1 pseudogene is annotated in these 13,660 nt (G+C 75.5%); it reads left to right on the forward strand.

Annotated features, from left to right (window positions below):
- Positions 1–904: 904 nt before the first annotated feature.
- Positions 905–13,636: pseudogene (locus ACRAS8_RS34780) on the forward strand (SDR family NAD(P)-dependent oxidoreductase); the annotation flags it as partial.
- Between the last annotated feature and the right edge of the window lie 24 nt (positions 13,637–13,660).

A 13,660-nucleotide genomic window follows, 5' to 3' on the forward strand; every position in this document is an offset into this window, starting at 1 on the left:
TTGACCCCACTTCTCCGAACTTCTCCGAATTGAACCGGCCTTAATTCATCGGTTCGAGGAGAGATATTCCGGTTTGCGGCAGTCCGGCTGCCGTGGGATACCTCTGTGCCTGGCTGTTCGCTCCCCTTCCTTTTCCTTTGCTGTGAACCGGTCGTTCCTTTGTTGTGAACCGGTCGCCGATGCGCTCCGGGTCGGGTCGGGCGTCGTTCGCTGCCGCGAGTGCAAAGTTGATCAATGGGTGGTGTTGTCGTCGGGTGGCCTGCCCTGGGCTTTACCACTCGGGCGCATGAGGCGCTCCCCTTAATCGCCGGGTTAGGGGGGTCTTTGGGGTGGGTTAGGGGTGGCTGGTGAATTCGCGTCGAACGTTGAATGAACGGCATGCAGGGAGCGCGCGATCGGGGGGTCCGCGGCAGCGCTCGCCAGAACGTTGCAGGAGTTACCGAAAATGGCTGAGCAAACCACCGCTGTCGTGATCATGGGTGTCGCACGAGCCGACGCGTCGTCGGGCGCCCCCGAAGCCGCGGCGCTGTGGGCCGCCATCGAGGACGCCGGGATCGTGCCCGGACCACATTGCGCGGTGACGGTGCTGAGCAGTGGCCCGCTTCCCGAGTTGGACGGCGTTGCCGGTGTCGAGGTCGTATCCGGGCACGACGACGAGCCCTGGGCGGTGGCGCGGGCGGTGCTCGCGGCGGGTACGGCGTCGGCGGTGGCCGTGCAGGTCGTCGCGGCGGGCGTCGCGGTGGTGTTGGCGTCGGCCGGTGACAGCGGGCGCTACGGAGTGCTCGGTGACGCACCTGCTGCGCAGCTCTCCGCCATGGAGCCCGCGCCGCTCCCGTCGGCCTCGCGGCCGGCTGCCGAGCGGGACTCGGCGGCGTCTTCGGCGCGCGTGCCGTTGCTGGTCTCCGGTCGGACCGAGGCGGGGCTGCGCGAGCACGCCGGGCGGCTCGCCGACCACCTGGCCGCGCACCCCGGGCTCGCCGCGGCCGACGCGGCGTACACGCAGCTGGTCTCCCGCACCGTGTGGCCGCGTCGTGTGGCGCTGCCCGGTGGGACGCGGGAGGAGCAACTGAGCGGGCTGCGTGCCGTGGCCGCGGGCGAGCCGGTCACCGGGGCGGTGCACGGCATCGCCCCGAAACCGCAGCCGATGGTCTTCATGTTCCCGGGGCAGGGCGGCCAGTGGGTCGGCATGGGGCGCGAACTGGCCGCGCAGAGCGCACACTTCAGCGCCGAGCTGGACGCCTGCGACCAGGCACTGCGCCAGTACGGTGAGGTGCCGCTGAGGGACGTGCTGTCCGGTGCGGTGCCGCTGGACCGCATCGACGTGGTCCAGCCCGCGATGTTCGTGGTCATGGTCGCGCTGGCGGGCCTGTGGCGCGCGCACGGGGTGCGTCCGGCGGCCGTCGTCGGGCAGAGCCTCGGCGAGATCGCGGCGGCCACCGTCGCGGGCGGGCTGTCGCTGGACGACGGCGCCCGGCTCGTCACGTACTTCAGCAGGGCCCAGGCGCTGATCCAGGGGCAGGGCGACATGGTGGCGGTGGGCCTCCCGGCCGAGGAGACCGGGGCGCTGCTTGCCGAATGGGGACTCGATCTGGAGATCGCCGTCGTCAACGGCCCGCGTGCGACGGTCGTTTCGGGGGACCCGGCGGCGGCCCGCGCCCTGACCGGGCGGCTCGCGGAGCGCGGCGTGCGCAGCCGGCTGCTGCCGGTCGGGGTCGCCGCGCACTCCCGGCAGATCGAGCGTGTCCGTGACTACATGCTCCGGGAGCTCGCGCCGATCAGGCCGCGGGCCGGCGAGGTGCCGATGTACGCCTCCGCCGTCGGCGGCCTCGTGGACACCGCGACGCTGGACGCCGGCTACTGGTACCGCAGCCTGCGCGACACCGCCCGGTTCCACGCCGCCACCGAGGCGGCGCTGCGCGACGGATACCGGCTGTTCGCCGAGTTCGGTCCGCATCCCGTGCTCACGCCGGGCGCCGAGGACACCGTGGCCCAAGTCGGCACGGACGCCGTGGTGTTGGACACCATGCGGCGCAACGACGCCGGGCTCGCCGGTCATCTGCGCGCCCTCGCCGAGGCGCAGGTGCACGGCGCGTCCCCCGACTGGTCCGCGGTCCTGGAAGGGGCCGGCCGTACCGTGCTGCTGCCCGGCTACCGGCTGGAGAGCGACGCCGCCGGCACCCCGGCGGGGGACGGCGGGCTGTACGAACGGCTGCTGCCGCTGGGCCCCGCCGACCAACTGTCCGCACTGCTGGACCTGGTGGTCCGGCAGCTCGCCGACGCACCGGGACCCGAGGTGCCCGCGTCGGTGCGCGCCGGCCAGGACTTCCGTTCGCTCGGCGTGGACTCGGTCGGCGCACTGGCCCTGCGCAACCGCCTCAACGAGGCCACCGGCCTCCGCCTGCCCGCGACCACGGTCTTCGACCACCCCACGCCAGGCGCGCTGGCCGAGGAGATCCGGCGCCGCCTGTTCGGCACCGCCGAGCCGCTCCTCGCCACGCGGACGGTGCCCGTCGACCAGGACGACCCGATCGCGGTCATCGGCATGGCCTGCCGCCTCCCGGGCGGCGCGGACTCGCCGGAGGGCCTGTGGGAGCTCGTCGCGGGCGGCCGGGACGCCATCACGGAGTTCCCGTCCGACCGCGGCTGGGACCTCGACGCCCTCTACAACCCGGACGCCGGCGTCCCCGGCACGTTCTACCAGCGCGAGGCGGGCCTGCTGGCGGGCGCCGACCGGTTCGACGCCGGCTTCTTCGGTATCCCGCCGCGCGAGGCGCTGGCGATGGACCCACAGCAGCGGCTGCTGCTGGAGGCCAGCTGGGAGGCGCTGGAGCACGCCGGCCTCACCGGCCCCGCGGTGCGCGGTTCGCGCACCGGAGTCTTCACCGGCGTGATGAACCTCCCGTACGGCCAGCCGCTGCACCAGGCCCGCCCGGACCTGGAGGGTTATGTGCTCACCGGCACCACCTCCAGCGTGGTCTCCGGCCGGCTGTCGTACCTGCTCGGTCTGGAAGGCCCCGCGGTGAGCGTGGACACGGCCTGTTCCTCTTCGCTGGTGGCGCTGCATCTGGCCTGCCAGGCGCTGCGCCGGGGTGAGTGCGACCTGGCGTTCGCTTCCGGGGCCACGGTCATGGCCGAACCGGGCATGTTCATCGAGTTCAGCCGCCAGCGCGCGCTCTCCCCGGACGGCCGCTCCAAGGCGTTCTCGGCGGACGCCGACGGCTTCGGCATGTCCGAGGGCGTGGGCGTCCTCCTGGTGGAGCGGCTGTCGGACGCGCGGCGCAACGGCCACCGGGTGCTGGCAGTCGTACGGGGCAGTGCCGTGAACCAGGACGGCGCGTCGAACGGCCTGACGGCGCCCAACGGCCCGTCGCAGCAGCGGGTCATCCTGGACGCGTTGACGAGCGCGGGGCTGGGGCCGGCGGACGTGGACGCGGTGGAGGCGCACGGTACCGGGACCAGGCTGGGCGATCCGATCGAGGCGCAGGCGCTGCTGGCGACGTACGGCCGCGACCGGGACCCGGAACGTCCGCTGTGGCTGGGCTCGTTGAAGTCGAACATCGGTCATGCGCAGGCGGCGGCCGGGGTGGCCGGTGTGATCAAGATGGTGTTGGCGCTGCGCAACGGCGTGCTGCCGCGCAGCCTGTATGCCGACCGGCCGACGGACGAGGTGGACTGGGAATCAGGGGCGGTCGCGCTGCTGGACCGCGAGCGCGCGTGGGTGCCGGGCGGTGGCCCGCGGCGCGCGGGGGTGTCGTCGTTCGGCATCAGCGGCACCAACGCGCACGTGATCCTGGAGGAGGCACCGGAGCCGGAGCCGCGGCCCGTGCCGGTGCCCGAAGGGGATTCCGCGCCGGTGGCGTTGGTGCTGTCGGGCCGGTCGGAGCAGGCGGTACGGGACCAGGCCGGGGCGTTGCGCACCTTCCTGACGGAACGCCCCGACGTCCCGCTCACCGATGTGGCGTGGACGTTGGCCTCGGCCCGGACGGTGTTCGAGTGCCGGGCGGTGGCCTCGGGTGCCGACCGCGCCGGCGTGCTGGGAGCGCTGTCCGAGGTCGCGCCGGTGACGGCGGGGGAGGGGCGCACGGCCGCCGTCTTCTCCGGTCAGGGTTCGCAGCGTCCGGGGATGGGCCGTGAACTGGCCGCGCGTTTCCCGGTGTTCGCGGCGGCGCTGGACGAGGTGTGTGGGGTGGTGGACCCGCTGCTCGGCCGGTCGTTGCGTGCGGTGATGTGGGACGAGCCGGCGGAGGTGCTGGAGCGTACCGAGTACGCGCAGCCGGCGCTCTTCGCTTACCAGGTGGCGCTGTCGCGGCTGTGGGAGTCCTTCGGCGTGGCCTTCGACGCGGTGGCGGGGCACTCGGTCGGGGAGATCGCCGCGGCTGTGGTGGCCGGCGTCCTCGGTCTGGAGGACGCCGCCCGTCTGGTGGTGACCCGCGGCCGGCTGATGCAGGCGCTGCCGGCGGGCGGCGCGATGGTGGCGATCGAGGCCACCGAGGACGAGGTCGTCCCGATGCTGCCGGCGGGTACGGCGCTCGCGGCCGTCAACGGGCCCCGTGCGCTGGTGGTTTCGGGCCCCGAGGCGGAGGTGACCGCCGTGGCCGGCCACTGGCGCGACCAGGGGCGGCGCATCACGCGGCTGCGGGTCAGCCACGCCTTCCACTCCCCGCTGATGGAGCCGATGCTGGACGAGTTCGCCTCGGTGCTGGGGGAGTTGACGTTCGCGGAGCCGCGGGTCGTGGTGAGCGCCGCAGCCGAGAGCGGGCACCCGTTCGCCTCGGCCGGCTACTGGCTGGAGCACGCGCGCCACGCGGTGCGCTTCGCGGACGCCGTGGCGGGGCTGAGCCCGGTGGACGTACTGGTGGAGGTGGGGCCCGACGCCGCGCTGACGCCGATGCTGGCGCCGGACCGGGTGGCCCTGCCGAGCGCGCGGCGCGCTCAGGACGAGGTGCCGTGCCTCCTGCAGGCGATCGGGCAGGCACACGCCCACGGAGCCCCCGTCGACTGGACGGCCGTGCTGCCCGCCGGGTCCCACACCGACCTGCCCACCTACCCCTTCCAGCGCGAGTCGTTCTGGCTCCGGTCCCTCCCGGCCGCCCGTACCGGCACCGACTCCCTGGACCACCCGCTGCTCACGGAGGTGTGCGAACTGCCCGGCAGCGGCGGCGTGTTGCTGTCGGGACGGCTCTCCCGCCACACCCATCCCTGGCTCGCCGACCACGCCGTCGACGGCACCGTGCTCTTCCCCGGCACCGGCTTCCTGGAACTGGCGCTGCGCGCCGCACGGCACGCCGGCGCCCGCGGCGTGGCGGACCTGGCGCTGCACACACCGCTGCCGCTGACCGCGAGCGGCGTCGAGGTACAGGTGTGGGCCGCCCCGGGCGGCGGCGAGTTGGAGATCCGGGCCCGCACCGGCGACGGCGACTGGGTGACCCACGCCACCGGCGCCCTCACCGAGGACGCCACCGCGCCCGACTGGAGCCCGGCACAGTGGCCGCCCACCGATGCCGAACCGGTCCCGGTCGACGGCCTGTACGACGACCTCGCGGACCGCGGCTACGGCTACGGACCCGCGTTCCGCGGACTGCGTGCGGCATGGCGGCGCGGGGACGAGATCTTCGCCGAGGTGGGCCTGGACCGCTCCGGAGCCGGCGCCGGATTCGACGTCCACCCCGCACTGCTGGACAGCGCGCTGCATGCACTGCTGCTGACCGGTGGCGACCGCACCGTGCTCCCGTTCTCCTTCGGCGGCGCCGTCGGGTCGCCGCGGCAGGCCGACACCCTGCGCGTGCGGCTGACCGGAACCACCGGCACCGCACGCCTGGACGCGGCCACCCCGGCGGGCGAACCGGTGCTGGCCATCGGGACGTTGACCCTCCGGGAGGCCGACGGGACGTCCGCCGGCTCGCTCCTGGTACCCGGTCTGATCCCGGCCGCGCTGCCCGAGGGCGGGCCGGCCGCCGAAGCCGACACCGTCCTGCTGCGCCCCGACGTGCCGGCCACCGGCGATGCCGCCGCCGACGCCCGCGCCGCCGTCGGACAGGTCCTGACCCGGCTGCGCGACCACGCCGCCACCGGCACCGGCCGTCTGGTGCTGGTCACCGACACCGCCGACCCCGTAGGGGCCGCGCTCGGCGGACTGCTGCGCGCCGCCCGGGCCGAGGACCCGGACCGCTTCGGGCTTGTGGCGAGCGACGGCAGCGCGGCGTCCGAAGAAGTCCTGCGCCGCGCCCTGCCGTTGCTGGCCGAGGAACCCCACCTGGTGCTCCGCGCCGGCGAGGTCCTGCTGCCCCGGCTGGAGCGCGCCGACTCACCGCTGAGGGCCCCCGAAGGGTCCTGGCGACTGGACGTCGGCGACGCCCGCACCCGCGAGCTGGCCCTCGTCCCCGACGACCGGGCAGACCGGGCGCTGCGGCCCGGAGAGGTACGCGTCGCGGTGCGCGCCGCCGGCGTCAACTTCCGCGACGTGCTGATCCGGCTCGGCGCCTATCCCGGCGCGGCCGTACCGGGCAGCGAGGTGGCCGGAGTGGTCACCGAGACCGCCCCGGACGTCACCGAACTGCGCCCCGGCGACCGGGTCATGGGGATGGTGACCGGCGGCTTCACCCCCGTCGCCGTCGCCGACCGGCGCCGCCTCGCGCCGATACCCGAGGGCTGGACGTTCGCCGAGGCCGCGTCCGTCCCCATCGCCTTCCTCACCGCCTGGTACGGGCTGGCGGAACTCGCCCGCCTGCGGCCCGGCGAGAAGGTCCTGGTGCACTCGGCCGCGGGCGGCGTGGGCATGGCCGCCGTGCAGATCGCCCGTCACCTGGGTGCCGAGGTGTACGCGACGGCGTCCCCGGGCAAGTGGGACGCGCTGCGCGCACTCGGCCTGGACGACGCCCACCTCGCCTCCTCCCGCGACCTGGCCTTCGCCGACGCCTTCGGCCCCATGGACGTGGTGCTCAACGCCCTGGCCCGGGAGTTCACCGACGCCTCCCTCGGGCTGCTGTCCGCGGGCGGCCGCTTCGTCGAGATGGGCAAGGCCGACCTCCGCGACCCCGAGCGGATCGCCGCCGACCACCCGGGCGTGCGCTATCTGCCGTTCGACCTCTACGAGGTGGACGCGGACCTGATCGCCGCCATGAACGGCAAGCTGACCGGCCTGTTCGGCACCGGGGCGCTGACGCTGCCGCCGCTCACCGCCTGGGACCTGCGCCGCGCCCCCGAAGCGTTCCGGTACATGGAGCAGGCCCGGCACACCGGCAAGGTCGTGCTCACCCTGCCCGCGCCCCTCGACCCCGAGGGCACCGTTCTGATCACCGGCGGTACCGGGGGCCTGGGTGCGCTGCTCGCCCGCCATCTGGTCGTCCGGCACGGCGTGCGCCACCTGCTGCTCGTCAGCCGGCGCGGCCCGGACCACCCCGACGCCGAGGCGGCCCGCGCCGAACTCGCCGGCCTCGGCGGCCGGGCCACCGTCGTGGCCTGCGACGCGGCCGACCGCGACCAGGTGCGCCGGACGCTCGACGGCGTTCCCGCGGAACACCCGCTCACTGCCGTCGTGCACGCCGCCGGCGTCGTCGACGACGCCCTGCTGCCGTCGCTCACCCCGGAGCGGGCCGACGCGGTCCTGGCGCCCAAGGCGGCCGCCGCCGTCCACCTGGACGAGCTGACGCGTGACCTGGACCTGAGCGCGTTCGTGCTGTTCTCCTCGGTCTCCGCACAGCTGGGCGTCCCGGGCCAGGCGGCCTACGGCGCCGCCAACGCCCACCTCGACGCCCTCGCCGCCCGGCGCCACCGCGCCGGACTGCCCGCCCTCAGCCTCGCCTGGGGGCTGTGGGACCAGCACACCGGGATGACCGCCGGCCTCGACGCGTCCGCCCGGCATCGCTGGGCCGACCGCGGCATCGCCCCGCTGCCCGCCGGCACCGGCCTCGAACTCTTCGACCGCGCACTGGCGTCGGGCCGCCCCGTCACCGCCCCGCTGGCGTTCGACGCGGCAACCCTGCGCCGCCGGCCGACCGTGCCCGCCGTCCTGCGCTCCCTGGTCCGCCCGGCCGCCACCGTGCGCCGCAACGCCACCGTGGCCACGGCCCCCGCCGCCACCACGCCCGAGGCGCTGCTCGACCTCGTCCTGACGCACGCGGCGGCCGTCCAGGGCCACGCCGACGCCACCGCCGTCGACCCGCACCGCGCCTTCTCCGACGCCGGGTTCGACTCCATGACCGTGCTCGAACTGCGGCAGCGCCTCAGCGCCGCCGTGGCGCGCCCGCTGCCCAGCACCCTGCTCTTCGACCACCCCACCCCCGCCGCGGTGGCCGACCACCTCGCCGGGCTGCTAGACGGAAGCACACGGGAGGCGGCCCCCGCCCCCACCTCCGCTGCCCCGGCCCCGGACGCGGGCGAGCCGCTCGCCATCGTCGGCATGGGCTGCCGCTTCCCCGGCGACGTCGCCTCGCCCGAGGACCTGTGGCGGCTGGTCGCCGAGGGCCGGGACGCCATCGGCGCCTTCCCCGAGGACCGCGGATGGGACCTGGACGCGCTGCGCGAGGGCGGCACCGCCTCCGACAGCCAGCAGGGCGGCTTCCTCACCGCGGCCGGCGCCTTCGACGCCGCGTTCTTCGGCATCTCGCCGCGCGAGGCGCTGGCGATGGACCCGCAGCAGCGGCTGCTGCTGGAGACCGGCTGGGAGGCGCTGGAACGGGCGGGCATCGCCCCGACCACCCTGCGTGGCACGCGCACCGGCGTGTTCACCGGCGCCGTGGCGCAGGAATACGGGCCGCGGCTGCACGAGTCCGGCCCCGCCGCCGACGGCCACGCCCTCACCGGCACCACCTCCAGCGTCACCTCCGGCCGCCTCGCCTACGTCCTCGGCCTGGAGGGCCCGGCCGTCACCGTCGACACGGCCTGCTCCTCGTCGCTGGTCGCACTGCACCTGGCGGGCCAGTCCCTGCGGCAGGGCGAAACCGACCTGGCCCTGGTCGGCGGGGCCGCCGTGATGGCCTCGCCGGGCATGTTCGTCGAGTTCAGCCGGCAGGGCGGGCTCGCCACGGACGGTCGCTGCCGCTCCTTCTCGTCCGACGCCGACGGCACCGGATGGTCCGAGGGCGTCGGCGTACTGGTCGTGGAGCGGCTCTCCGACGCCCGCCGCAACGGGCACCCGGTGCTGGCCGTGGTGCGCGGCTCGGCGGTCAACCAGGACGGCGCGTCCAACGGGCTCACCGCGCCCAACGGCCCCGCGCAGCAGCGGGTGATCCGTCAGGCGCTCGCGGCGGCCGGCCTGTCGGCGGACGACGTGGACGCGGTGGAGGCGCACGGTACCGGGACCAGGCTGGGCGATCCGATCGAGGCGCAGGCGCTGCTGGCGACGTACGGCCGTGACCGGGACCCGGAACGTCCGCTGTGGCTGGGCTCGTTGAAGTCGAACATCGGTCACGCACAGGCGGCGGCCGGGGTGGCCGGGGTGATCAAGATGGTGCTGGCGCTGCGCAACGGTGTACTGCCGCGCAGCCTGTATGCCGACCGGCCGACGGACGAGGTGGACTGGAGCACCGGCACGGTGGCGCTGCTCGACCGCGAGCGCGCCTGGCCGACCGGGGACCGTCCGCGCCGCGCGGGCATCTCCTCCTTCGGCATCAGCGGGACCAACGCGCATGTGATCGTGGAGGAGGCGCCGCCTGCCGAACTCCCGGTCGACGCCCCCGCGTTGGACGGCCCGGTGCCGCTCGTCTTCTCGGGCCGGTCCGAGCAGGCCGTACGGGACCAGGCCGCGGCGCTGCGCACCTTCTTGGCCGAGCACCCCGAGGTGCCCCTCGCCGACGTGGCCTCGACCCTCGCCCGCGGGCGTGCGCACCTCGCCTTCCGCGCCGGGGTCGCCGGAGGCCGCGCGGAACTGGCGGACGCGCTGCGCGAGCCCTCGGTGACGGCCGACGGCACCGGCCGCGTGACCGCGGTCTTCTCCGGTCAGGGTTCGCAGCGTCCGGGGATGGGGCGTGAACTGGCCGCGCGTTTCCCGGTGTTCGCGGCGGCGCTGGACGAGGTGTGTGCGGTGGTGGACCCGTTGTTGGGTCGGTCGTTGCGTGCGGTGATGTGGGACGAGCCGGCGGAGGTGTTGGAGCGTACCGAGTACGCGCAGCCGGCGCTCTTCGCTCACCAGGTCGCGCTGTGCCGGCTCTGGCAGGCCGCCGGGATCGCCTTCGACGCGGTCGCGGGGCATTCGGTCGGCGAGATCGCCGCGGCGGTGGTGGCCGGTGTTCTCAGTCTGGAGGATGCCGCCCGTTTGGTGGTGACCCGCGGCCGGTTGATGCAGGCGCTGCCGGCGGGCGGCGCGATGGCGGCCATCGCCGCCACCGAGGACGAGGTCGTCCCGACGCTGCCGGCGGGCACGGCGCTCGCGGCCGTCAACGGGCCCCGTGCGCTGGTGGTTTCGGGCCCCGAGGCGGACGTCGCCGCCGTGGCCGGCCACTGGCGCGACCAGGGGCGGCGCATCACGCGGCTGCGGGTCAGCCACGCCTTCCACTCGCCGCTGATGGTGCCGATGCTGGAGGAGTTCACCGCCCTGCTGGAGGGGCTCGAATTCCGCCCGCCCACTGTGCCGTTGGTCCCCGCCGCCGACACCTCCCACCCGGTGGACACCCCTGCCTACTGGGCCCGGCACGTCTGCGCCACCGTACGGTTCGCCGACGCCGTCGAGCGGCTGCCCGCGGCGGACCTGACCGTGGAGATCGGGCCGGACGCCGCTCTGCTGCCGCACCTGGACGGCCGCACCGCACTGCCCAGCGCCCGCCGGGACCGCGCGGAGACCGTCACCTGGCTCACCGCCGTCGCCCGGGCACACGCCCACGGCGCCCCGGTGGACTGGTCCCCGATCCTGCCCGTCCGGCCCACCGCCGACCTGCCCACCTACCCCTTCCAGCGCGCGTCCTACTGGCTCGCGGCCCCCACCGCCGCCGGCGACGCGCCGGGCGCCGACCGCCGGCCGCACCCGATGCTCTCGTCGTGCAGCGAACTGCCCGGCAACGGCGGCCTGTTGCTCACCGGACGGCTGGCTCCGGGCAGCGACCCGTGGCTGCGCGACCACGCCGTCATGGGCACCGTGCTGCTGCCCGGCACCGGATTCGTCGAACTGGCCACCGAGGCCGCCCGCGCGGCCGGCGCCGGGGGCGTTACGGAACTGGTGCTCCAGGCCCCCCTGGTCTTCCCCGGCGGCCGGCCCAGGGACGTACAGGTCTGGGTGGCCGCGGACGGCGGCGGTGAACGGGAGCTCCATATCCGCTCGCGCGGTGCCGACGGCGAGTGGGTCCTGCACGGCTCCGGCAGCGTCGGCCCACGCGCTACTGACGACGACGCGTTCACCGCCGACTGGACGGGCGCACAGTGGCCACCCGTCGGCGCCGTCCCGGTGCCGGTGGGCACCCTCTACCCCGACCTGGCCGAGCGCGGATACGAGTACGGCCCGGCCTTCCAGGGCGTCCGCGGAGTCTGGGAGCGCGGCGACGAGGTCTTCGCCGAGATCGCCCTGCCCGACGGCCAGCCCACCGACTTCGGCCTGCACCCCGCCCTGCTGGACGCCGCGTTGCACGCCCTGCCGCTGACCGGCCGCGGCTACCAGGCCGACGAGGTGCGGCTGCCGTTCTCCTTCTCCGGCGTGCGGCCGCTGTCCCCCGACGCCCGCGGGCTGCGGGTGCGGCTGCGGGCCGGCGAGGAGTCCGTCGCCGTGCACGCCACCGACGCCTCCGGCACCCCCGCGATCGCGGTGGACGCGCTGGTGCTGCGACCCGTGGACCGGGCCCAGCTCGACGCGGTGGCCGCCGACCGGACCGGCCGCTACGCCGTCACCTGGGAGCGGCTGCCCGACCCGGCCGAGGTGGTCGCGGTACCCGGACGCTGGCTGCTGCTCGGCACCGGACACCTGTCCGGGCTCTTCGAGCACAGCACCACCGAACCGGAGGCGGCCGGCACACCGGACGGCGTGTTGTGCACGGCGACCGGTGCCGAGGAGCTGCTGGAGACCCTGACCCTGCTGCGGCGGCGCGGCATCCAGGCGCCGGTGTGGTGCCTGACCAGCGGCGCCGTCGCGGTCGGCACCGACGATCCGGAAGCGGACCCGGGAGCCGCCGCGGCCTGGGGCCTGGGCCGCGTCGCCGCGCTGGAGACGCCGGGCAGCTGGGGCGGTCTGGTGGACCTGCCCGACCCGCTCGACGCACCCGCCCGGAACCTGCTGGCCGCCCTGCTCGCCGGGGACGGCACCGAGGACCAACTCGCCATCCGCAACACGGGGGTGTGGGCCCGCAGGGTCGCACCGGCGCGGTCCGTGCCGGCACCCGTACCGGCGCCGGACACCACCGTCCCGGACACCGGTACACCGCTGGCCGGCACCGTGCTGATCACCGGCGGCACCGGTGCACTGGGCGGCCACGTGGCCCGCCGGCTCGCCGCTCGCGGCGACTGCTCGCTGCTCCTGCTCTCCCGCCGCGGCCCCGACGCGGTCGGCGCGGCCGAGCTCACCGCCGAACTCGCCGCCACCGGCACGGAAGTCCGGGTGCTGGCCGCCGACGTCGCGGACCGTGCCGCGATGGCCGCGCTCCTGGCGGAGCTGCGCGCCCAGGGCACCGTCGTCGACGCCGTGGTGCACACCGCCGGAGTCGTGCGCGACGTACCGCTGGCGCAGAGCGACCCGCGGCAGCTCGCCGAGGAGATGGCCGGCAAGGTCACCGGAGCCCTCGTCCTCGACGAACTCCTCCCGGACCTGCGTGCCTTCGTGCTGTTCTCCTCCATCTCCGGCATCTGGGGCGCCGCGGGCCAGGCCGGCTACGCGGCGGGCAACGCCGCACTCGACGCCCTGGCCCGCCGCCGCCGGGCCGCCGGCCGACCGGCGGTCTCCGTCGCCTGGGGCCCCTGGTCGGGCGGCGGCATGGTCGAACAGCCCGGCGTGGAACGTGAGTTGCGCCGCCGCGGGCTGGTCCCGCTGGCCGTCGACGCCGCGCTCGACGCCCTCGACGAGGCCGTCACCGCCGGCACCGACCTGGTGGTCGCCGACGTCGTCTGGTCACGGTTCCTGCCCGCGTTCACCGCCTCCCGGCCCAGCCCGTTGCTGGCCAGGTTCGCCCCCAGGGCGCCGCAGCGGTCCGCGGCCCCCGCCGGCGGCGAACCCCTGGCCCAGCGGCTGGCCGCACTGCCCGAGGCCGACCGCGGCGCGGTCCTGCTCGACCTGGTGCGCGCCACCGTCGGCGGGGTCCTCGGCCACGGCGAGGCCGGCGACATCGCCCCGGACCGGGCGCTGAAGGACCTGGGTTTCGACTCGCTGATGTCCGTCGAACTGCGCAACCGGCTCTCCGAGGCCACCGGCGTCCGGCTGTCGGCCACGCTGGTCTTCGACCACCCGACCCCGTCGGCGCTGGCCGAGCACCTGCGCGGCGAGATCACCGTGGCCGACGCACCGTCCGGCAGCGGCTCGGTGCTGGACGACTTCGCCCGCGTGGAGAAGGCGGCGCTGTCCGTGTTCACCACCCCGGCCGACCGCACGGCCCTGGCCTCCCGGCTCGGCGCGCTCCTGGACCGGCTGTCCGAGAGGGACGCGCGCCCCGTGTCCGAGGCGTCCTCCCTGGAGACCGCGAGCGCCGACGAATTGATGCGCTTCATCGACGAACTCGGCGACCTGTGACCCCCGGCCGCCGCGCCGCCACCC

The organism is Streptomyces sp. S186 (genome assembly GCF_051603415.1).
Classification (GTDB): domain Bacteria; phylum Actinomycetota; class Actinomycetes; order Streptomycetales; family Streptomycetaceae; genus Streptomyces.